The sequence below is a fragment of the Maribacter thermophilus genome, assembly GCF_001020565.1.
Lineage (GTDB): Bacteria > Bacteroidota > Bacteroidia > Flavobacteriales > Flavobacteriaceae > Maribacter > Maribacter thermophilus.
Genome location: NZ_LDAS01000001.1, coordinates 1,283,738 through 1,307,295, shown reverse-complemented (window position 1 = coordinate 1,307,295; position 23,558 = coordinate 1,283,738). Strand labels below are relative to the sequence as shown.

Here is a 23,558-nt window from a genome sequence, read left to right as displayed (position 1 = left end):
AAAAGGCAAAAGCACGGAAGCTACCTATTGGAAAAATGGAATTCCCATTCGAATTGGAATTTAGCGCCAGTGAAGGATTACTTAGTTGTGAGTGATCTAATGATGTAAAATAGTGGGAGCGTAAAAAAGAGATAGGCCAGTGTAAAACACCGGCCTATCTTTTTTAGTTGTCCATATCGTTAGTAAGAAACGTACTCTACTATTTCTAGACCGTAACCGACAATTCCCACTCTTTTGGCTTGGGGACTATTGGTCAATAACCTCATTTTTGATATACCGAGATCATGTAGTATTTGAGCACCGATACCAAAATCTTTGGCATCCATATCTATTTTAGGTGCTTTGTAAATACCTTGTTTTTGTAGTTCTTTCAGTTCCGATAGTCTAGATAGGAGGTTCAACGATTCATAGTCTTGGTTTATAAACACAATAGCTCCTTTTCCTTCGTTATTGATAGCATTGAACATATCTTCCAGTTTTTTATCGGGACTGTTGGTCAATGTTCCTAATATATCGTTGTTTATAAGGGTAGAGTTGATACGTGTTAGTACATGCTCTTCTGAGTTCCATGCCCCTTTTGTTAAAGCCAAGTGGATATGGTTATTGGTAGTTTGCTTGTAAGCACGCAATCTATACTCCCCGAACCTTGTGGTAATATCGAAATCTATTTCTTTGTTTATTAAACTATCGTGCTCCATACGGTAAGCAACCAAGTCCTCAATGGAAACGATTTTAAGATCAAACTTTTTGGCAACTTCAATAAGTTGCGGTAACCTCGCCATACTGCCATCTTCGTTCATTATCTCTACGATCATACCTGCGGGTTTTAGACCTGCAAGTCTGGCAAAATCTATAGCGGCCTCTGTGTGCCCTGTTCTACGTAGTACCCCACCTTCTTTGGCTACCAAGGGAAAAATGTGCCCAGGTCTTGCCAAATCGTGTGGTTTGATGGTTTCATCGGTCAGTGCACATACCGTTTTACATCTATCGCCGGCAGAAATACCAGTGGTAACACCGTGGCCCCTAAGGTCTACAGATACGGTAAATGCAGTTTCCATGGGGTCGGTGTTGTTGCTTACCATCATATGAAGGCCTAGTTCTTTACACCTGCCTTCTGTTAATGGTGCACATATAAGACCTCTACCATGGGTAGCCATAAAATTAACGGTTTCCGGAGTCGCCAATTCTGCGGCGGCTAAAAAATCACCCTCATTTTCCCGGTTTTCGTCATCCACGACAATAATAACCTTGCCATTGCGAATATCTTCAATAGCTTCTTCAATGGTATTCAGTTTTATTTTATCCGGAGCACTAGTTGTCATCTGATCCACTTTTGTCTTTTTTCTTAAATAGGTTTTTAAAGAAATCCGTAACCACCCCAAAATTAACCATTCCCTTGTCTTCGGTAGCCCTTTTGGTTAAAAATACGCCTAATGGCAACATAATAAGGGTAGAGAGCCATGCGCCCAACATAGGGTGTATATTTCCCTCTTTGGCATAATTACCGGCAAAAACGCCAATAAAATAATAGATTAAAAATAAGATAATTGCGATAACCATGGGTAAGCCCAATCCTCCTTTTCTAATAATAGCCCCTAAGGGGGCTCCCACAAAAAATAATATGATACAAGAAAAGGCCAATGCAAATTTATTGTGTAACGATAGTATATGCATGTTATATATCTTATATCGTTTTTGCATCTCTTCTTTCTTTCCCCTCACGGAGTTCAATATATTGGTGGTATTGTTTTTGGCGGCACTTAACACCTGTATTTGCTGCCAATCTGGAAATAGGTGTAAAATACTCTCCTTAACCGAATCTTGCTTTGCCTTGTTGGCCCTATAAAGATTTAATTTTATCTGTCTGATAGAATCTTGCTTCTTTTGTAACGCGGTTTTTGTTTTTAAAGTGTCCTTGGGGTCAAGTGGGGCGAAGACGCCCATACGGCTTTCCATATTTTTGGAAAAAGCCCTTACGATCCTATAATTGTCTTGCTTTAAAGAATCTATATCTTTTCTTAACCGAGATATATTTTTCATTTTATCGGTGCTGATATCCCGCTCGGCCTCTAAATCCTCTTTATCCAGTTCGGGCACTTCAATATTCATCGTGTAGGTGTCGAATGCTGCCTTTGCATGTGGATATTTTAATCTGTTCTTTTTAGAATCTATATCTTCATAATAATGGCCATTGGTTAAGACCAATTGTATTATATCGGACTCTTCACTACTGATAAGTTCTCCTTTCTCAGACTTAATTACCGTGCTGTTAACATTACCCTTGTTTTTAATATGAATGATTACATTTTTTAGATATCGGTCGTTTTCACCATATTTTTCATCTACTTTAATGTTCATGCCCTCAAAATCGCTAAATACGCCTTCTGCAACTACTGCCGCGGGTTTTACCTTTGCTATGTTTTTTCTAAGGTTGTAGATTTTTCGTTGTGATAATGGTATGACCGTATTGGCGAAAAAGAAGGTAACACCGCCTAAAAGAACTACAAAAACGATAAGGCTCAACATAGACCTTTGCAGTGATATGCCCGAAGCCTTCATAGCCGCAAACTCATAACTTTCGGCAAAAGAGCCGAAAGTAAGAATGGACGACAGTAGCACGGTCAAGGGCAACACTTTTTCAGTAAGATCTGGCATTAAGTAGAAAAGAAATTTTCCGATAATGATTATATCCAAGCCTTTACCGGCGAGATCATCAATAAAAAGCCAGATCGTTTGAAATATGAAGATGAACATCAATATTACAAACGAACTGACAAAATTGAATACGAACCTTGATAATATATACCGGTCTAGAATTCTCAAATTTCCTAGTTTCTTAAGATGTAGTACCCTTCATCTTTATATTTAGCCTCGTCAAAAGTAAATAAGGTAGATGACAGTGGTTGGTTTGTTTTAAAAGAATTAACAGTAATAGTGGTTTTGGTACCGTTCTTACCAGTTTCGATCAATCTATAGATATGCTTGGTGCCCATGTCTATACCTAACAATCTAGATTTGATTTCCGTTTCAGAATCAATCGGGGTTAATTTTATATACTGTATTTTTCTGCCTTGTACATTTTGTAGAATATCCCACTCGTAGTTATGGCCTTCTTGGTAAAATGTAAGCATTTTAGAGGGTGTCATGGCGTCTTCATCTTCCGAAAGGTCCTCTATGGTAACTTCTTCGTTTTCTGGGACTATGGTATATACTTTGTTTCCGTCGTAAAGCTGTTTGGACCCTAGGTAGTTAAAAACATATTTTTCTCCTGCCAAGGTTACGTCTCCTCTCGTTTCTTGATTTATGCCAGCTTCAGAATTTCTTAGGTCAAACCTAAAGTCTACGAAAATATTATCATAGCTCTTTACTTTTTTGTAAACCTCGTCCAGTAAGGCTTTTGCTTTTTCAGAGTTTTGGGCACTTAAGAAATTAGCAGAAAGAACAATGGTTAATACAAGTAATACTTTTTTCATTTTTAATTTATTTCGTTATCCAATAATTGTTGCAGGGAGGCCATATCCGGTACAAGCACCTGTCTTGCTTTGCTGCCTTCAAAAGGACCCACGATTCCCGCTGCTTCCAATTGGTCTATAATTCTACCTGCGCGGTTATACCCCAGTTTAAGCTTTCGTTGAATCAACGAAGCGGATCCCTGTTGGGCAATTACGATTACCTCGGCAGCCTCACGGAACATTTTATCCCTGTCGGCAATATCATAATCAACACTCGTGCCAGAATCTTCACCTACATATTCTGGCAGTTCGTGAGCTTCTGGGTATGCTCTTTGAGAACCTATGTATTCTGTGATCTTGGCAACTTCGGGAGTATCTACAAAGGCACACTGAATACGGGTTACATCATTACCTTGGGTGTAGAGCATGTCACCACGACCTATAAGTTGGTCGGCTCCCTGTGCATCTAAAATAGTTCTGGAATCTATCTTCGATGTTACCCTAAAGGCGATACGTGCCGGAAAGTTGGCCTTTATAATACCCGTAATTACGTTTACCGATGGTCTTTGGGTCGCTACGATCAAATGTATACCGATGGCCCTTGCCAACTGTGCCAACCTTGCAATCGGTGTTTCGACTTCTTTGCCCGCCGTCATGATCAAATCGGCAAACTCATCTATGACCAAGACTATATATGGTAAAAACTTATGCCCATCGTTGGGGTTTAGTTTTCTTGCCTTAAATTTTGTGTTGTACTCCTTAAGGTTTCGCACCATGGCCAGTTTTAAAAGCTCATAACGGTTATCCATCTCAATACAAAGAGAATTCAAGGTGTTTATCACCTTGGTATTGTCCGTAATGATGGCTTCTTCTGAATCTGGTAACTTTGCCAGAAAATGGCGTTCAATTTTATTGTACAGCGTGAGTTCCACTTTCTTTGGGTCTACCAAGATAAATTTCACTTCCGCAGGATGCTTTTTATAGAGCAAAGAAGTAAGTACGGCGTTTAAACCTACAGATTTACCTTGGCCCGTAGCACCTGCCATTAGTAAGTGGGGCATTTTGGCAAGGTCTACAACAAAAGTTTCGTTGCTAATGGTCTTACCAAAGGCGATGGGAAGTTCCATTTCCGCTTTTTGAAATTTGCTCGATGCAATTACCGAACGCATAGAAACGATGGTCGCATTTTTATTTGGAACCTCTATACCTATGGTTCCCTTACCGGGAATAGGCGCTATGATACGAATGCCCAATGCGGCCAATGATAGTGCTATATCATCTTCCAAATTTTTGATTTTGGAAATTCTGACACCGGCCTCGGGAACTATTTCATATAAAGTGACCGTAGGACCTATGGTCGCCTTAATCTGGGCAATTCCAATTTTGTAGTTTTTAAGGGTTTCTACAATTTTGTCCTTATTTTCTTCAAGCTCTTCTTGGTTTATTGTAATGCCGCCGGTTACCCCATGCGCATCTAAAAGGTCTATCGTAGGAAATTTATAATTACCAAGTTCCAGGGTGGGGTCAAATTCGCCAAAATCGTCCACTAGCTTGTTTGCAAGTACATCTACTTCTTCGGGCTCTTCCACAATTTGTTCCACTTCCATGGACAACTGCTCTTTAGGTTCCGGTTCTTTGGGGAAAGCAATTTCCAAATCTTTATTTTCGTTTTCCTTTTTTAAATGTGGAATCTCTTCTTTATGGGTGTAGGTGTCTATAATAACAGGAGTCTCATCTTCATCACTTACTATAGGTGCTTCTTCTGGAGCTTCTGTTTCTTTTTGATTTTTGAATTCTGATGATAATTGCTGTTTTTTGGATTTGAAGAAAGCGGCAATGTCCTCTGGTGTTACTTTGAACAAACGGACCATAATAAATACCAGTCCAAATACCAGTAGTAAAAGAACGCCTATTTTACCAGTATAATCTTGTAGAAAATCGTTCATTTCATATCCTACAAGTCCACCTAATAAAGGACTCTTCACTGCAAAAAAACCAAAAGCTATAGAAAACCAGATCAGGAAAATAAATCCCCAGATCCATTTTTTCCATAATCCTTTTTTATCAAGTCCTAAAAACATATAGATACCCGAGAGGCATAGAAGAAAAGGGAATATAAGCGACGCGATCCCAAATCCTTTGTACACGAAGAAATGACTGATGCTCGCACCAAACTTGTTTAAAAGGTTTTTGGCCTCTTCGTTACGGTTTTTGAATTCTGAAAGTATACTTTGATCGTCTTGCCATGTAAAATAGAAAGAAACAAAAGAGAAAAACAAGGCGATGCTGAAAAGTATCAATAAGCTACCCAGAATAATTTTATTCTGTTTAGATAGTTTAAAGGGATTGCCTTTCTTTGCCGATTTTGCCTTGGGCTTTGTTTTAGTTGCCTTCTTTGCCATGAAATCTTTATTCTGGGGGCAAAAATACAAATTTACCCCCTAAGCCATCAGACTATAATTTTTAAAAAATTTTAGGAAAATATATAATACAGCCGATAATGCTCGATGCAATGGATACGAGCATAACCGCACCTGCCGAAATATCTTTTATAAAGCCAATTTTTGTGTCAAAATCTGGCTGTACGTAATCGGATATTTTTTCAACGGCCGTATTCATGCCTTCGACCCCCAATACCATGGCGATCGCAAATATTTGCAAGATCCACTCGGTATTGGAAATCTCAAAGTAAAAGCCTGCCGCCGTCATTACGATCGCAATAAAAATTTGAATTTTTATACTTGCCTCGGTCCTGATCAACAATAGGGCTCCGCGCAAGGCGAAGCCCACGCTCTTAATGCGGTTTACCAAAAAAGATTCTTTGGACATGTTCGTTTATCGGATTTAAGAATCCATCAAAGCTTCAAGAGCGGCTTTATAATTGGGTTCGTCAACAATTTCAGATACCTGTTCTGTATAAAGTACCGAGCCATTTTCGTCCAGTACCACTACAGCCCTGGAATGTAAGGGAGCCAAGGGACCATCAGTGAAATCTAGGTTGTACGCTTTTCCAAAGTTACCATCCCTAAAATCGGACAGCATTTCAACATTTTCTATGCCTTCGGCTCCACAAAACCTAGCTTGCGCAAACGGTAAGTCTTTAGATATACAAAGAACGATGGTGTTTTCCAATTCAGCGGCTTCTTGGTTAAACTGTCGTACAGATTGTGCACAAGTACCAGTATCTACACTCGGAAATATGTTCAATACCAATCTAGATCCTTTATAGTCTGAAAGTTTTACGGTGGATAAATCGTTTTTTGTCAATTCAAAATCAGGAGCCTTACTTTTTTTTTCCGGTAAGTTTCCTAATGTGTGTATTTCATTTCCCTTTAGGGTTACGGTAGCCATAATCAGTGATTTTATGTTTAAAGTGTGAAATTATAAAATATTAAGAGGATATGTAAGTGAATATAAAAATAAACGGCCACTCTTTTATGAGTGGCCGTTTAAATAAAATGTTAAACCTGTACTAAGAGTCTATGGAACCCATGACCCTGGACATAAAACTGTTCAAAGCCTCTTTTTTGGGCACTCCTTCCTTGATGGCCTTGTTAACCTCTAAAGCACCGTACATGTTAGAGATCAATTCGCCGATAACATCCAGCTCTTCATCTTTTAATGAAGAAACTTCCGTTAAATCCTCCAAGGTTTCTATGGTCTCGACCAAGTAGTCTTCATCGTTCTTTTCAATAAAATTGGTCAAATGTTTAATTACTGGCAACTTCATTGATCAATTCTTTTAGAACATCATATTTATTGGTCTGAACCTGATTTTTGAATTCTCCGTTAGAGAACGCCGCAAAAGTGGGTAGGTTGTCTACCGTGGCCAATTTTCTGCTTTCGGGAAATTTCTCGGCATCGGCAATTACAAAGGTAATGTCCTCATGGGTAGTAGCCTCTTTTTTAAATTTAGGCTTCATTATTCTACAATTACCGCACCAACCCGCAGAATATTGAACTACCACATTTTTGTTCTCGGCAATAATTTCTTGCAAGTTATCTTTTTCTAATTCTAGTACCATTTTGATATTTTTTTGTGTTTACACGTTACACTAATACCAAAGTAATTAGTGTAACGTGTCCTGATAATGGTTAATTGTTAGTTGGCGTGTGCAGCCAAATAGTTGGCAACACCGTCTCTGTTCGCAGTCATGGCTTCTTTGCCTTCTTCCCAGTTAGCCGGACATACTTCGCCATTCTTTTGTACGTGTGTATAGGCGTCGATCAAACGAAGGTATTCGTTTACATTTCTACCTAGTGGCATATGGTTGATGCTTTCATGGAAAACAGTACCTTCTTCATCTATTAAATAAGTAGCACGGTATGTTACGTTGTCACCTTCTACCAATACCAAACCGGTATTTTCATCATAAGTTTCATTGGTGATGTCCAAAATACCCAATGTTGAAGCTAGGTTTCTGTTGCTGTCCGCTAAAATAGGGTAAGTTACCCCTTCAATACCACCGTTGTCCTTAGAGGTGTTCAACCAAGCGAAATGTACTTCTGCAGTGTCACAAGAAGCACCTATGACCATGGTGTTTCTTTTTTCAAATTCTTTAAGTGCTTCTTGAAAAGCGTGTAGTTCTGTTGGGCATACAAAAGTAAAATCTTTTGGATACCAGAACAATACTACTTTTTTGTTGTTTTTTTGAGCTTCTTCCAAAACGTTTATTTGGAATGTATCGCCCAAATCATTCATTGCGTTAACTGTTAAATCCGGAAATTTTTTACCTACGTAAGCCATTTTTTATAATTATTTATTTGATTCATTTTGAAGCAAAGTTATAATCAATAGGGGTTATTTTTTATATTCCGAATAGGAAAAATCAATGCAATAATAATTTTTTCAAATAAGTGAATGGGCGTTTTTGAATAAGTGGTAATGTTGAAATTTAAAGGGGTGGTTTTTGAGTAATTGTTAATAGACGACACTTAAAAATGACTAATGTGTAAATCAAGATTTTTGTTAAATTTTTGAAAAATTTTACCCTTGGTTTACTTTCGATGCCAGTTGTTTTATTTTGATGTTGAAGGCGGCAAAAATCAAGGTCATTATTGGGCTCAACCAATTAAAAATTGCAAAGGCGAAGTATTCTGCTACCCCAACACCCAATACCCCACTGTGGTATGCTCCGCAGGTGTTCCATGGAACCAATACGGAAGTCACCGTACCCGAATCCTCTAATGTTCTACTCAGGTTTTCCGGGGCAAGGCCTTTATCTGCATAGGCCTTTGAGAACATTTTACCGGGAACTACTATAGCAAGGTATTGGTCTGATGCTGTAATATTCAGGGCCAAACAACTGGCAACGGTACTGGCAAAAAGACCGAACATTGATTTTGCCAAGCTTAACAAAGCACTGCTTATTCTGGCCAGTGCGCCGATGCCGTCCATAATGCCACCAAATACCATGGCGCATATTATCAACCATATGGTGCCCATCATACCTGCCATTCCCTTTGCTGAAAACAAATCGTTTAAAGCTTCGTTATCTGTAGGTATAGAGGTGTTCACGGTTATGGCATTCATAATACCCTTGTAACCCGACTCAAATGTAAGTTCGGACGAATTGGTAAGACCCGCTACAATATTAGGTTGAAATATAAGGGCGAACAGACCACCAAGAAGTGTACCTATAAGTAGGGCTGCCAATGGAGGTGTTTTTTTTACGATAAGTAATATTACGACTATGGGTACAATAAAGAGCCAGCCATTTATATTGAAGGTGGAGTCAATAGAGTTTAGTATGGCCGCTATATCGGGTTCTTGCCCCGAAGTGTCTATGTTAAAACCGATAATTACAAATATCAATAGGGTTACGAGAATAGTAGGCACGGTGGTCAGTGTCATATATTTTATATGACTGAACAATTCTCCACCGGCCATTGCGGGCGCTAAATTTGTGGTGTCGCTCAAAGGAGAGAGTTTATCACCAAAGTATGCTCCGGACAATACGGCCCCGGCGGTCATTCCAAGTGATATTCCTAAGGCCTCGCCAATACCTATCAGCGCAATACCTACAGTGGCAGAGGTCGTCCAGCTGCTTCCTGTGGCCACGGAAATAATGGAGCAAATAATAACACAGGCGGCCAAGAAGATCGTGGGATTCAAAATTTGCAATCCGTAATAGATCATTGCCGGAATAATGCCGCTGATCAGCCAAGTACCTGCCAGGGCACCAACCATTAACAATATTAACAGAGAGCCAGTGGTAGATTTTACGTTCTCGGCCACTTCGGCCACCATTTGTTTGTAGGATACCTTGTTTAAAAAGCCTACAATGGCCGCTACTGCTCCTCCAATAAGCAAAATAAATTGATTGGATCCACTTAATGCATCATCACCAAAAACATACACATTATAGGCCAACATACCCACGAGGGCCACAACGGGGATCAATGCTTCAAAAATATTAAGTTCTCTATTTTCTACTATACGTTCATTCTCCCTGTGCTCATCGGTATTTTGCTCAGCCATTAATTAACTAGGTTTTTGGTTATCCTGTAATATTACGATTTATGAAAAAGATGTGCAACTAGAAGTGCCCTATGCTAAACATTACTGGTGTCCCTTTTTAGTATTTCTAGATCTATCATGCACTTTTTCATTAATTCGTAAGTTCGTTGTATGTCGTTGTCCAAACCTATCGAAAAACGGATGAGTCCTTCTCCCAATCCCATAGAAATCTGCTCTTCCATAGGTATCTCTGAAGATGTGGATGAACCTGGTGCGCTAAACAAAGTTTTATAAAAACCAAGGCTTACGGCCAAATAACCTATTTTACGTTCTTGCATCATTTCCATTAGGGCATTGGCTTTTTCCAAAGATCCCACATCTATGGTCAATAGGCCTCCATAACCATATTGTGGGTTCATTTGGTCTTCCATGATCAAATGGCCAGAATGTGAGGGTAGCCCGGGGTAAATAACTTTTAAGCCGTCTTTTTCGAACCTTTCCGCTAAAAAGTGGGCATTTTCACTGTGCTTTTTAATGCGGATGTGTAATGTTCGCATGTTCTTAAGGATAGAAGCGCTCCTAAGACTGTCCAAAGTGCTGCCCAACAGCATTCCTGCGCCGTTGTTTACATCTTTTAAACTTAAACAGAATTCTTTAGTACCACAGACAACACCGGCAACGGCGTCACTAGTACCGTTTATAAATTTTGTGAGACTGTGGATAACGATGTCCGCTCCTAATTTTGCGGGTGTTATACTTAATGGTGAGAACGTATTGTCTACTACCAAAGGAATATTGTTCTCCTTTGAAATACGAGAAAGGGCAGAGATGTCCGCTACTTCCAACAGAGGATTACTTACACTCTCGCAATAAATCATTTTTGTATTGGGCCTAATGGCTTTTTTTATGGTCTCTAAATTGGTGATATCGACGAAAGAGGTGGTAATGTCAAATTTCTTTAAAAAGTTTTTCATAAAGGCATAAGTGCCCCCATATATGGTTCTACTGCTAATTATATGGTCTCCGGCATTGCATAATTGTAATATTACCGCCGTAATGGCACCCATACCACTTGCGGTAACGTTCGCCGTTTCGGTACCTTCCAAGGCAGCTAAAGCTTCCCCCAGATATAGGTTGGAAGGGGAGGAGTGCCTACTGTACAGGTAGCAGCCCTCGGTGTTGCCCTCAAAGGTATCGAACATGGTTTTTGCAGATAGAAATGTATAGGTGGAAGAATCTGATATGGAAGGATTAACACCTCCGTATTCTCCGAAATATTGTAAATCCTGTAAATCGTTGGCTTCTTTATGACTCATAATTATAATGTTTGTCATTAAAAATACAGTAATGCAGATATATTGTCAATAGATGTGATTATATATAGTAAATTTATCTAATTATAAGATTTATTTGGATATTTCATCTATCGTGGTGCATGGATGGCACCAAAATCAGAAAATTATTCATTATGAAATTTGACAAAATTGATATAAAGTTATTGGGGCTGTTACAGTCGGACTGTAAAAAGACTACAAAGGAGTATGCGAATACGTTGGGGCTTTCTGCAACGGCGGTTTACGAACGGATCAAAAGGTTGGAAAGAAGCGATACGATTAAATCGTATGTGGCCTTAATAAATAAGAACAAGGTAGAAAAAAGTTTTACAGCTTTTTGCCATGTAAAATTAGTGCAGCATACACAAGAGAACATTCGTCATTTTGAAAATGCAATCTTAAAGCTGGAAGAAGTGGTGGAGTGCCACCATTTAAGTGGTGATTTTGATTATTTATTAAAAATACATGTAAGGGATATGGAAGACTACCGCGGTTTTATGGTGTCAAAATTAACGGCAATGCCACATATTGGTAGTACCCAAAGTTCTTTTACGATAAAAGAAGTGAAGCATTCCACTGCAATACCCCTCTAAAAATTAAAAAAGCATTAATTTTACAATAGCAAAAAAAAATAAATTTATGAATCAATATGATGTGGCCATTATAGGCTCAGGTCCTGGAGGATATGTTGCGGCAATACGTTGTGCGCAATTAGGAATGAAAACTGCAATAATAGAAAAATACTCCACCTTGGGAGGTACTTGTCTTAATGTAGGATGTATTCCGTCAAAAGCATTATTGGATTCTTCGCATCATTATGAAGACGCCGTTAAACATTTTGAGGAACACGGCATCGATATTCCTGGTGAGATAAAGGTGAACCTTGAACAAATGATCGCCAGAAAGCAAGGGGTTGTTGATCAAACCACCAAAGGCATTCAATTTTTAATGGATAAGAATAAGATCGAGGTATTTGAAGGGGTAGGTAGTTTTAAAGACGCCACCCATGTAAATATTAAGAAAAACGATGGTAAGACAGAAACCATCGAGGCAAAAAATATTATTATAGCTACAGGTTCAAAACCTTCTAGCTTGCCATTTATCAAAATAGATAAAGAGCGTGTTATTACTTCTACCGAAGCGTTAAAATTAAAAGAGGTTCCAAAACATTTAATCGTAATCGGTGGAGGTGTCATTGGTTTGGAATTGGGCCAAGTCTATAAAAGATTGGGCGCAGAGGTAACCGTGGTAGAATATATGGATCGTATTATACCGGGAATGGATGGTGCGCTTTCTAAGGAATTGACGAAGGTGCTGAAGAAGCAGAAAATGAAATTTGCGTTGTCTCATAAAGTAAAATCCGTAGAACGTAAAGGAGACAAGATTACGGTAAAGGCAGATGACAAAAAAGGAAAAGAAGTAGTGTTCGAAGGAGATTACTGCTTGGTTTCTGTAGGTAGAAGGCCTTATACCGATGGTCTTAACCTAGAGGCTGCGGGGGTAAAAGTAGATGATAGGGGCAAGATAGCCGTAGATGATCATTTAAAAACCAATGTAGATAACATATATGCGATAGGTGATGTTATAAAAGGAGCTATGTTAGCGCACAAGGCAGAGGAAGAAGGTTCTTTTGTGGCAGAACAGTTGGCCGGACAAAAACCTCATATCGATTATAATTTAATTCCGGGAGTTGTATATACATGGCCAGAAGTAGCTGCGGTTGGAAAAACGGAAGAAGAGCTTAAAGAAGCAGGTGTTGCCTATAAAGTAGGGCAGTTTCCAATGCGTGCCCTAGGGCGTGCAAGAGCTAGTATGGATATTGACGGATTTGTAAAAATATTGGCCGATGAAGCTACGGATGAAGTTCTTGGTGTGCACATGATAGGTGCCCGTTGTGCAGATTTGATCACCGAAGGGGTGACCGCCATGGAATTCAGGGCTTCGGCAGAAGATATTGCCCGTATGAGCCATGCTCATCCGACGTACGCAGAAGCAGTGAAAGAGGCAGCTTTGGCAGCTACCGAAGACCGAGCTTTACACGTGTAATCCAATAAAATTGAAGTATAAAAAAGCAGCTGTTATAGCTGCTTTTTTACTTTAATTAAAATCTTACATTATAGCCGTTTTCTTATTTTTTGTAAAAAAGGTAGGCCATGTGGTATGACTTATGTTTTTTTAATATGTATCAGCTTTTTATGAAACCGAACAACTTTACAAGTTTGGATATAAAACTTCTGGTATACCCTAAAAAGATAACCATAAACCTCTCTATCTGAAGTCGAAAAATGGTGAATACCTTTTTTAGGCTTTCTTTTATTTCCGCCTTTTTATCTTCGTAGCGTAGAGCCAAATAGGAACATACGATCATAAAGGTAATGGCCCCTGGTATAACCACCCACGGGGTAAGGGTATGGTTAAAGAAACCATATAGGCCCAGTCCGGTAAAGCTTCCGTATAAAATAATGAAATGAACCACATAAATAGATAAGGTGCTTTGCCCTAATCTTAGCGCGGTCTTATGGGTCAAGAACTGTCTGAACAACATAAAAATGGAGAAAACGATAAGAACGTCTCCCAAACGAATAAATAGATAATTGTTAAAGAAGATATCGGCAAATATTTGAATGCCCGTTATTTTGGAAATATTTAAAAAGAAGTTGGAAGAGTATAGTATAAGGACCAAACCAACGATTACGGATAAGGAAATTGCGGTAGGGTAAAGAAATTTACTGTTCTTGTATTTGGTAAACAGAACGGACATAAAGCTACCAAAAGTAGTGTAGCCGAACCATGGGAAAATAGTAAAGACAGAACCGTTGGTTTTGGTAAAATAGTTAGCCAACCATTGGGGTAGGACATTAAAATTAAGTGTTTTATATGCCGGTTCTAAAATAAAAAGGATGATGGTTACAGATAACAATGCAGTAGGGAAAAGCCATTTTTTTGTTTTTACGGTACTTAAATAAATTAAGATGATACCCAAAATAGACAGTCCGATGCAGTGCAGTACATCTACCAAATAAAAAGAACTGTAGATCTCGCCTTTTAAAAGGCCAAAAAGATTAAGACGTAATAAGTACCCTATGATCAGTAGCTCAAAACCTCTTTTTATGCCTTTTTTTACCCTGGGGTTCTTCCATCCGACTTGTGGAACCTTAATTAATAGGTAGGTGAATATAAATCCTGAAACGGTAAAGAAAACAGGGGCCGTAATTCCCCTAAAATATTTCCAGGTACTGAATAAAAGGTTAGAATTGTCACGAAAGGCATTGTCCAGAAGTCCATCTATAAAATGCCCTTGAAGCATCATTAATATGGCCCATGCCCTAATGGCATCAATAAAATATAACCTTTTTTTGTGATCGTTCATTTTATCTTATCAGTAACCTATATACTTAATTTACAGCGTGCTTAGATGTTAAAACGGCAAAATTATATAAAATACTGGCAACTCAATAGGTTTTGACTTATTTTCGTACAATACTTATTTTCAAAATATTATGGCTTATATTTTTGGTTTTGCAGGCAGTAATTCATCTAAATCCATAAACTATCAATTGGTTAGCTATACAGCTAGTTTGATTACGGACAGGGAAGTACGTCTAATGAACATGCATAACTGTCCTTTTCCGATGTACAGTGAAGATTATGAGAGAGAGAATGGTTTCTCCAATTCTTTGGCAGAATTCAAGAACGATATTCAGGCTGCAAGCGGTATAATTATCTCTGTTAATGAACATAACAGTAATCCATCTGCATATTTTAAAAACCTGATAGATTGGTTGTCCAGATTGGATAGGGAATTTATTAAGGATAAAAAGGTGTTGCTCATGGCCACCTCTGGCGGCAAACGCGGTGCTATTGGATCTCTTGAGGTTTCCGAAAAATTACTTGTCCGTTTTGGCGCTATTGTTACGGGTACCTTTTCATTGCCAAGCTATTACGAAAATTTTGATAAGGAGAAGGGCATATTGGATGCCGACTTGGCAAAATCGCACGGCACGGTCTTAAAAGAATTTTTAGAAGCAATTTCTTAATTGTTGAGGCATACAATTTCGCATAACGTTACGGATATTGAAGCTTTTAAGACATCGATGTTGGTGTGGGCCCAACAGTTCGATGAGGCCGTTTTGTTAGATAGTAACCAGCATGCAAGTAGGTATCACTCGTATGAGGCCATATTGGCCGTAGAAGGTCTTACCGGTATATCTACCGATTCTTATGGGGCGTTCGACGATTTAAAGGAATATCAACAACAGACAAACGATTGGATTTTTGGGTATTTATCCTACGACCTTAAAAATGATACCGAAAAACTGGTTTCTGGTAATTATGATGGTCTGGAGTTTCCCGAACTTTATTTTTTTCAACCCAAAAAAATAATTAAGGTAAAAGGCGACAAGGTAGAGTTCTGCTACCTAAATATGGTTTCGGACGAAATTGATTCGGATTTAAAGGAAATACTTGATATCAATACCCTACCTAAAGAGGAGAGAAAAGAAAAAGAGGGTATTAAGATAAAGATGAGAATCTTTAAAGACGAATATTTTAAGCGTCTTAAAGAAATATTGAGCTCTATACATAAAGGTGATATCTATGAAGCTAATTTTTGTCAAGAATTTTATGCCGAAAATGTTTCTATGGACCCTCTGGGCACCTTTACAAAACTTAATACTATTTCTAAGGCTCCCTTTGCTGCCTACTTAAAAATATTCGATAAATTTTTACTGTGTGCCAGTCCGGAACGGTATCTTAAGAGATCGGGTAATAAAATTATATCCCAACCTATAAAAGGTACTGCGGCAAGATCAAGTTCTTTGAAGAAGGATCGGGAGCTAAAAGAAAACCTGGCATCGGATACCAAAGAACGTTCAGAGAATATTATGATCGTAGACTTGGTGAGGAACGATCTTTCAAAGAATGCGCTTAAGGGCAGTGTTGTTGTTGAAGAATTGTGTAAGGTATATTCTTTTGAGCAGGTACATCAGATGATATCTACCATTGCTTGTGAGGTCGAATCTACCGAAAACCCTGTGGATATTATTGAAAATACTTTCCCGATGGGAAGTATGACAGGGGCGCCTAAGATTTCGGCCATGGAGATTATAGAAAAGATGGAATCTTTTAAAAGAGGGCTTTATAGCGGTGCGGTCGGATATTTTGCACCCAATGGTGATTTTGATTTTAACGTCGTTATTAGAAGTATTTTATATAACGAGACAAAAAAATATCTTTCTTATGCCGTGGGCAGCGCCATCACGGCCAAATCTGTGCCCGAAAAAGAATACGAAGAATGTTTGCTAAAAGCCAAGGCAATGCGGCAAGTTTTAGAATAATGCATATACGCTTACATAGCTAAATGGTTAACTTTGTATTATGCTAGACGATTTTAAGACACATGTTTCCAATAATTTTCCGGAACTATTAAAAGGTCCATTTTTACTGGCTTGCAGCGGTGGTGTTGATAGTGTGGTTTTGGCTCATTTATGTAGTTCTGCAAACATGGATTTTTCTCTAGCACATTGTAATTTTAATTTAAGGGGAAGTGCCAGTGATGGTGATGAGCTTTTTGTTAGAGAATTGGCGCAGAAACTAAATAGGCCAATTTATGTCACTCATTTTAATACCACTGGCTATGTTCAAAAAAACAAGGTTTCCGTTCAGGTGGCGGCACGTGAGTTAAGGTATGCCTGGTTTAAAGAGATAATGTCTGAACATGGTTTGGGTATTTTGGTAACCGCACACCATGCCGACGACAATCTAGAAACATTCCTTATTAATTTGTCAAGGGGTGCCGGTATAGATGGGTTAACGGGTATACCGGTTAAATCGAACAATGTTTATAGGCCTTTGCTCAAATATTCTAGAGAGCAAATTTTAGAATACGCACAAAAAAATGCCATTCAATGGCGAGAGGATGAAAGTAATAAGGATACCAAATACTTGCGAAACAAGATTAGGTTGAACATTATTCCAAAACTAAAAGAGTTGCACCCTACTTTTCTTCACAACTTCAACAATACCCAAAAGTATTTGAACCAGACCCAGGCAATAGCGAAAAATGAACTGGAGAACATTAAGGGTAGATTGTTCGTAGAAGAAAACGGAATCATTAAGATACCCGTTAATGAGTTGAAAAAGTTAAAGCCCTTAGAGGCCTATCTTTATGGTTTGCTGAGCGACTATGGTTTTACCGAATGGAACAATGTTTTAGGGTTGTTGGATGCAATAAGCGGAAAACAAGTGCATTCTGAGAATTTTGTACTTCTAAAAGATAGAAATTATCTCATTTTATCCCGTATGGATGACACTGAAAATTTGGAATACACAATAGAAGAGGGGACAAGCTGTATACAATCTCCCGTTCAATTAGAATTTTCGGTAGTTGAAGAAAAGAAAGAGAATGTTAAAAATGTAATTTTTTTAGATAAAAACACGTTAAAGTATCCATTGAAGTTAAGAAAATGGAAAAAGGGCGACTATTTTTATCCATTGGGATTTCATGGCAAAAAAAAGTTGTCAAAATACTTTAAGGACGAAAAAATGAATCTCCTTGCCAAGGAGGCACAATGGTTATTGTGTTCAGATGATGAAATAGTGTGGGTCATTGGCAAAAGAGCGGACGATCGTTTTAAAATAAAGGATTCTACGACAAAAATATTAAGGGTAGCATTAAAAATATGAGAGGTATTATTTTAGTTTTTTTTCTGTTTTTAAGTCAGGTTGCAATTTTCTCGCAAGACGATGATAACCCTGTAATCTGGAGTCATGAGGTGAACCAGCTTTCCGATACTGAGTACGAGCTTATTGTAAAAGGGGACATTTACGAAGGCTGGCACGTATATTCGCAATATACCGACGAGGGCGGGTCTTTACCAAGCGAGTTTACTTTCTATGAGGTAGGTGCCGATTATGAGCTTGTTGGTGAAGCAAAAGAAAGCGCCACTCTTAAAGAATACAGCGATATTTTTGAAGTAGAAGAAACCTTCTTTAAAAAGAAGGCCGTTTTTACCCAAAAAATAAAGTTATTGAAACCCGACGTAAAAAAGGTCAAGGTGAACTTGTTCTATCAGGTCTGTAAAGAGGTATGTATTCCTGTAGATATCGATTTTGTTTTTTCTTTGGACGGTTCTGAAATAGATACTACCGTGGCCGTAATAGACGATAAAAGCAAGGTCCTTACCTCAAAGTTGAAATTAGATCTAAAGAACAAAGAACTACTTACCAAGGGCCAGGAAAATATCGGTAGCGGTTCTAACCTATGGATTATTTTCGGTCTTGGTTTTTTAGGTGGGTTGATCGCATTGCTTACCCCTTGTGTATTTCCAATGATACCTCTTACCGTTTCTTTTTTTACCAAGCAATCGCAAAAAAAATCAAAAGGTATCGCAAATGCACTTTTATATGGGTTTTTTATAGTCCTTATTTATTTTCTGTTAAGCCTGCCATTTCATCTATTTGATTCTGTAGATTCCCAAATATTAAATACCATTGCCACCAACGTGTGGCTTAATTTGGCATTCTTTGTCATATTTATATTTTTCGCCTTTTCCTTTTTTGGTTACTACGAACTTACGTTGCCTAGTTCTTGGGCCAATAAGATGGATGCTGCCTCTTCAAAAATAGGAGGTGTGTTGGGTATATTCTTTATGGCGGTTACATTGGCCATCGTATCTTTTTCTTGTACGGGTCCTATATTAGGGGGCTTGCTGGGAGGAACCACCTTGGCGGAAGGTGATATGGCGACTAATTTAACAGCAGGTATGACCGGTTTCGGGGTGGCCCTCGCATTTCCGTTCGCCTTGTTCGCACTGTTTCCGGCATGGTTAAATTCTTTGCCGAAATCAGGAGGATGGATGACCACGGTAAAAGTGGTGCTAGGCTTTTTAGAGATCGCCTTGGCACTTAAATTCTTATCAAATGCCGACCTTGTGGGCCATTGGGGATTATTAAAAAGAGAAGTTTTTATAGGTATATGGATATTGATAGGACTTTTAATGACCTTGTATCTTTTTGGTCTATTCAGGTTTCCACATGATGGTCCAAAAGCAAAATTATCGGTAGGACGAAAGTCGGTAGGGCTCATCAGTGCCTTGTTTACTCTGTATTTAATTCTTGGTCTAACAAAGGTGACCGACCTTAAATTGTTAAGTGGTTTTCCTCCACCCGAGTTTTATAGTGTCTTTGAGCAAGAATCCGACTGCCCGCTTGGTATAGATTGCTTTAAGGATTTTGATGAGGGATTGGCCTTTGCCAAGGAAAACAACAAGCCTATTCTCTTGGATTTTACAGGTTGGGCATGTGTAAACTGCCGAAAAATGGAAGAGAATGTATGGAGCGAACCCGGAGTGTACTCGATGATAAAAAATGAATACGTGCTTATATCACTATATGTAGATGATCGAAAAGAACTTCCAGAGAACGAGCAATTCGACTTTCAATATGATTCTGGCAGAATAAAACGTATTCAAAATATAGCGCAAAAATGGGGTACTTTCCAAGATGTTAACTTTAATGCGGTTTCACAGCCTTTTTATGTACTGCTTTCGCCTGAATTGGAAGTGCTGAATAGTTCTATTCAGAACACCGATGCCGAAACCTATGAGAATTGGCTGAAAGATGGCTTAGGGCGTTTTAAACAGTAGATCTAGATGATTTTAAACAAGACATATCTTTTTTATGCTTTAACTCATCCTTTATCTGCCAATTAAACAGACCGATAGGTGATGTGTATTTATCGTTTACTAAATAATCATTTTTTTTACAGGAATTATTATCAATAAAACATTGTTTGTTAAACATTGTCATTTGTGTATATGGCGTACATAAATTGTAATGTAATTTTAGATTCAAATTACGTATTTAATGAGAGATTACTTAGAGTATAAGAGTAATGGGGTTCATAAGTTTTGGAAAATAGTTACGGACGATTATTCTTTGACAATTACAGAAGGCAAAGTTGGTACACTAGGAAATAGTACCACCAAAAAATATAAAACATACGGCACAGCAGATGATAAGGGGCAAAAACTGCTCTTAAAAATGGTGGAAAAGGGATACCGTTATTTAGAGAATCCTTCAAGAAAGAAAGGGAACTTACCAGTTGTAGATCAAGTAATTTTAAAAGATGCCATATCACTTCTAGAGTTGGATGATTTGGATAAATCAGATACTTTTTTAGAAGAAAAACAATTTTATTTCTGGGTAGATAAAACAAAGGGGGAAGCGCTGGAATGGCCATGCTGCTTTTTAATTTGCAATGATTTAGAGAAGGGGGAGTATTATTTGTCAGATGTATTTCCTCTTAAAGATTTCAATGATGAAATCAGTAGTCAACCAAAATTTACTACAATCAGAAAATATGAGTATGTTGAACGCATCAAAAAGTTTAAAAGAGGAAAAAACCACTTTACAGCTATTCCACTTTCGGGGATAGCTAAAATTTTAAGTGGTCTCTCATTAAAAAATTTACAGGAACAAGAAGAACGTGAATCGTTAAGTTTCGAATATTTTGATCCGACGTACTATTATGAGATACTGATAAAGTTATATGACAATTACGCTGTTGTGTGGGCATGTGGGGCATTGTTTTTTCTTTTTTATAAGGAAAGAAAGGAAGTGTCGCAGAGATTGATAGAGGCCTACAAAAAAGAATATATTTTTCTTACTACAGAGTATTCGGATAATTTGGTGAAACTTGTTGTGGAGAGTTTATCAAAAAAAAGAAGAAGAGAAGAAAATATAAAGCGAAAGGGTGCTCTTTTGAAAGAATATCCCCAGTTAAAGAAATTGGTGTTTGACCAAGAAAAGTACGATCCTACTTTTGCACATACAAGTTTTGAATTTATAAACGAAGGTTGGGAAACACCAAGCCATTTAGTGCTTACCGGAAATGAACCGTTGATAATAGATGGAAATTTAAAAGTGAACGGAGTACTGTACTTGGCCAAGAATACTAATTACATAAAAATTTTTAGTGGAAGCCAGCTTATCATCACCGGAAACGTCTATGCAAACGATCTGATCATAGGTGCTTCTTACAGTAAGCTAATAGTTTTAGGGGATGTGCAGGTAAAGAACATAACCCAAAATGATTACCTACCTCATAAGGGTATTTATTTTGGGGAAAATAGTAAAACGGATATTTTGCTGCATGCCAAAAGACATAAAGAAGATATAGGTCCTATTTTAAAATATAATTCAGAATATTCTTTATACACTAACGCAATAATTGAAGATAAAATAATTGATCGTAGTGAGAGAACTTATTTAAAATTCAATTACGATGCTCTGTATTCGGCATTGGTCTCTAAGAAGAATATCATTGATAAAAATGCAAACACCCCGGTAGACGAAACCCCTCTGCAAATAGAAAGGTTTTTGTCTTATATGAAAAGTTGGGGTGAATATTATGGAGACTTGGCAGGGTTGGAGAAATTGGGTATCTATGAGGATACAGAGGTTAAGGAAGGGGACATATACCCAAGTTCTGGAGATTGGATATTGGTAGACAGGCGGTGTAAGTCCGGTACGTATGGTTATAGACATGATGATGGAAGCATAGTTCCGGTAAAAATTAAAAACGCAAAAAAATACAAAGTCAATTATAGGGATAAAGCAGAGGAAAGAGTACCCGATACTCTGACATTGGCTTATAGATATCAATGGATTTCTAATTTATTTATGGATTGGGCGCATCGTAAAACGGTATCCCCTTTTGGTGTTTTTAAAGATTCGGAAGAAGTATCAAAAAAGTACAATGAAGAAAAACCTATGTTTGCCAATGATCCTTATGTAGCGTTGTATTGGTTGCTGCACTTTGGGTTTTCTTTGGATTCCAGATACAACGAAGTTGCCTCACTCCTTAAAGAGAACATTGAGGTAGGACAACTGGAAATAACTAAAAAGGCATTATTGTTTTTTGAGCACACCGATGCTTTTTATGATGTGGAAATAAAAAAAGGGGGCGAATTTAAAAACCTCTTTTTAATAAGAAGGGCCTATTTGATATATATAACGCAGAGCTATAAAAGTAGCGTCGAACGTTTAAATCTGTGGTGGAAATCCATTACCGTCTATCCACATCTAGAAGAAAATTTGATTGTACGTATGCGATGGTTAAAGAACAACCTTCTAAATTTCAATTTATGGAGTAGTTTTGATGCCCTGTTAAGAAAAGAACAATTCAAAATACCACTACTTTCTTATATCCATGCATGCAATCCAAATACAAAGGATAAAGCTGTGCACGCCAATTCTTTGGTTAAAGAACTACTAGATTATAAAGATCTGTGGAAAGAACCCCATAAACGCAAGTTTGCCGAAATATATCTTTGGGATGTAAAAGATTTGGTAACCAATAAGAAACTATTAAAAGAAGCAACGGAACACTATTTTAAAGGAAATGAGATTAGTGAACATTACCAGGATATTAAAGAGGTCTTAGGTGAAAAAAATGAACATATAAAGGAAGTCAAAGAGGCCCTTAAATTATTGGAAGACTCTTTTAAGGGTTTTGACAGGTTTAAGACTCCAGAAGAGGAAAGGACAAAGTACTTTGTTGCCATTGATGATATTCTGGGCAAGTTAAAACCGGAAATACTCTTAGAAACGGTGGTAAATGTAAAAGACAAAGAACTGGCCAAAAGATGTTTTAAATTTTTATGGTTCAATAATATACCTAATAAGAAAGAAACAATATTGCAACTGTTTACTTTTATAGAATATTCGGCCTATGATATAACTAAAAGTCCTGATAGTGGCTTTCCTAATTTACTTACCGATGAAAATGATTCTAACCTAGAAATAGCAAAGGCTATGTTAGAGTTAGGGGAGGATCAATTTAGAAATAGTTTTGTCTATAAAAAGTCGTTGGAGACAGCGGCATGTTTCTTCATAAACGTAGCCCATCTTCCTACAATATTTAAATATTTGCTAGGTAAGATAAACGAAAGTGAAAAATTGGTCGATTCACAAGTAAGATATGTGATTTTTTCACAATTGTTCTCTGAAAGCTATGATGCCAAAATAAACCCTACACTTTTATTTTCTAAGCAGCAGATAGAAGAAATGTTGGAGGCGATTTGTGCCTTGTTTCTTAGGGAAGGTTTTAATGAACAGGCCTTGCGGTCTATTTATTATTGTGAAAACCCCTTGGCCAAAGATTGGATTTCCAGTAGGGTGGATAATCAAGAATGGTTACAACAATTTGAACATTTTAAGACCTATTATAACAATTTAGGTATAGAGTTGAATAATGCCTTGCATTCCTCTTTAGAGTTTATAGAAAATTCGTAATTAGGTATTTGTTTT

19 protein-coding genes are annotated in these 23,558 nt (G+C 37.8%); 7 read left to right on the top strand and 12 right to left on the bottom strand.

Annotated features, from left to right (window positions below):
• Nucleotides 1–179: 179 nt before the first annotated feature.
• The 11 genes from ribB to AB657_RS05635 form a co-directional block, all read right to left on the bottom strand.
• Nucleotides 180–1,322 carry a 3,4-dihydroxy-2-butanone-4-phosphate synthase gene (gene ribB, locus AB657_RS05685; RefSeq protein ID WP_047245608.1) on the bottom strand — a complete coding sequence of 381 codons (1,143 nt, stop codon included), beginning with the start codon at nucleotides 1,320–1,322 and terminating at the stop codon, nucleotides 180–182.
• Nucleotides 1,312–2,754, bottom strand: coding sequence for an LptF/LptG family permease (locus tag AB657_RS05680; protein WP_047245607.1), 1,443 nt, complete (start codon nucleotides 2,752–2,754; stop codon nucleotides 1,312–1,314). The genes ribB and AB657_RS05680 overlap by 11 nt, the downstream gene beginning before the upstream one ends.
• Nucleotides 2,755–2,828: 74 nt before the next feature.
• The gene (locus tag AB657_RS05675; protein ID WP_047245606.1) at nucleotides 2,829–3,473 is read right to left on the bottom strand and encodes a LolA family protein; all 645 of its coding nucleotides are present in this window, start codon (nucleotides 3,471–3,473) and stop codon (nucleotides 2,829–2,831) included.
• Nucleotides 3,474–3,475: 2 nt separating this feature from the next.
• Nucleotides 3,476–5,854: an FtsK/SpoIIIE family DNA translocase gene (locus tag AB657_RS05670; protein WP_047245605.1), complete on the bottom strand. Its 2,379-nt coding sequence runs from the start codon at nucleotides 5,852–5,854 to the stop codon at nucleotides 3,476–3,478.
• 61 nt (nucleotides 5,855–5,915) lie between these two features.
• Nucleotides 5,916–6,281 carry a diacylglycerol kinase family protein gene (locus tag AB657_RS05665; protein ID WP_047245604.1) on the bottom strand — a complete coding sequence of 122 codons (366 nt, stop codon included), beginning with the start codon at nucleotides 6,279–6,281 and terminating at the stop codon, nucleotides 5,916–5,918.
• A gap of 15 nt (nucleotides 6,282–6,296) precedes the next feature.
• Entirely contained in the window at nucleotides 6,297–6,803 is a 507-nt protein-coding gene (gene tpx, locus AB657_RS05660; RefSeq protein WP_047245603.1) for a thiol peroxidase, read from the bottom strand.
• 121 nt (nucleotides 6,804–6,924) lie between these two features.
• Nucleotides 6,925–7,182, bottom strand: a complete 258-nt coding sequence (locus AB657_RS05655; protein WP_047245602.1) for a DUF6952 family protein — start codon at nucleotides 7,180–7,182, stop codon at nucleotides 6,925–6,927.
• Complete coding sequence (locus tag AB657_RS05650; protein WP_047245601.1) at nucleotides 7,163–7,477, bottom strand: thioredoxin family protein; 315 nt, start codon at nucleotides 7,475–7,477, stop codon at nucleotides 7,163–7,165. Before AB657_RS05650 ends, AB657_RS05655 begins: the two co-directional genes overlap by 20 nt.
• A 77-nt stretch (nucleotides 7,478–7,554) precedes the next feature.
• Entirely contained in the window at nucleotides 7,555–8,199 is a 645-nt protein-coding gene (locus AB657_RS05645; RefSeq protein ID WP_047245600.1) for a peroxiredoxin, read from the bottom strand.
• Nucleotides 8,200–8,439: 240 nt separating this feature from the next.
• On the bottom strand, nucleotides 8,440–9,933 hold the full coding sequence (gene nhaC, locus AB657_RS05640; RefSeq protein WP_047245599.1) for a Na+/H+ antiporter NhaC: 1,494 nt from the start codon (nucleotides 9,931–9,933) through the stop codon (nucleotides 8,440–8,442).
• A 74-nt stretch (nucleotides 9,934–10,007) separates the two neighbouring features.
• Nucleotides 10,008–11,228 carry an aminotransferase class I/II-fold pyridoxal phosphate-dependent enzyme gene (locus tag AB657_RS05635; RefSeq protein ID WP_047245598.1) on the bottom strand — a complete coding sequence of 407 codons (1,221 nt, stop codon included), beginning with the start codon at nucleotides 11,226–11,228 and terminating at the stop codon, nucleotides 10,008–10,010.
• Between the two features lie 152 nt (nucleotides 11,229–11,380).
• Here AB657_RS05635 and AB657_RS05630 point away from each other — a divergent pair, with 152 nt between their 5' ends.
• Both AB657_RS05630 and lpdA read left to right on the top strand, forming a co-directional pair.
• Nucleotides 11,381–11,839, top strand: coding sequence for an Lrp/AsnC family transcriptional regulator (locus tag AB657_RS05630; RefSeq protein ID WP_047247831.1), 459 nt, complete (start codon nucleotides 11,381–11,383; stop codon nucleotides 11,837–11,839).
• Between the two features lie 46 nt (nucleotides 11,840–11,885).
• Nucleotides 11,886–13,292, top strand: coding sequence for a dihydrolipoyl dehydrogenase (gene lpdA, locus AB657_RS05625; RefSeq protein ID WP_047245597.1), 1,407 nt, complete (start codon nucleotides 11,886–11,888; stop codon nucleotides 13,290–13,292).
• Between the two features lie 139 nt (nucleotides 13,293–13,431).
• On the opposite strand, the gene AB657_RS05620 is transcribed toward lpdA, so the two are convergent.
• Entirely contained in the window at nucleotides 13,432–14,616 is a 1,185-nt protein-coding gene (locus AB657_RS05620) for a heparan-alpha-glucosaminide N-acetyltransferase domain-containing protein (RefSeq protein WP_047245596.1), read from the bottom strand.
• A 130-nt stretch (nucleotides 14,617–14,746) separates the two neighbouring features.
• On the opposite strand from AB657_RS05620, the gene AB657_RS05615 reads away from it, so the two are divergent.
• The 5 genes from AB657_RS05615 to AB657_RS05595 all read left to right on the top strand — a co-directional run bounded on the left by AB657_RS05615 (nucleotide 14,747) and on the right by AB657_RS05595 (nucleotide 23,543).
• The gene (locus AB657_RS05615; RefSeq protein WP_047245595.1) at nucleotides 14,747–15,283 is read left to right on the top strand and encodes an NADPH-dependent FMN reductase; all 537 of its coding nucleotides are present in this window, start codon (nucleotides 14,747–14,749) and stop codon (nucleotides 15,281–15,283) included.
• 3 nt (nucleotides 15,284–15,286) lie between these two features.
• Nucleotides 15,287–16,582, top strand: a complete 1,296-nt coding sequence (locus AB657_RS05610; RefSeq protein ID WP_047247830.1) for an anthranilate synthase component I family protein — start codon at nucleotides 15,287–15,289, stop codon at nucleotides 16,580–16,582.
• 40 nt (nucleotides 16,583–16,622) lie between these two features.
• Nucleotides 16,623–17,930, top strand: a complete 1,308-nt coding sequence (tilS, locus tag AB657_RS05605) for a tRNA lysidine(34) synthetase TilS (RefSeq protein ID WP_047245594.1) — start codon at nucleotides 16,623–16,625, stop codon at nucleotides 17,928–17,930.
• A complete protein-coding gene (locus AB657_RS05600; RefSeq protein ID WP_047245593.1) occupies nucleotides 17,927–19,891 on the top strand; it encodes a protein-disulfide reductase DsbD family protein in 1,965 nt (654 codons plus the stop codon). Before tilS ends, AB657_RS05600 begins: the two co-directional genes overlap by 4 nt.
• Before the next feature lie 220 nt (nucleotides 19,892–20,111).
• Nucleotides 20,112–23,543: a WGR domain-containing protein gene (locus AB657_RS05595; protein WP_047245592.1), complete on the top strand. Its 3,432-nt coding sequence runs from the start codon at nucleotides 20,112–20,114 to the stop codon at nucleotides 23,541–23,543.
• Nucleotides 23,544–23,558: the final 15 nt, after the last annotated feature.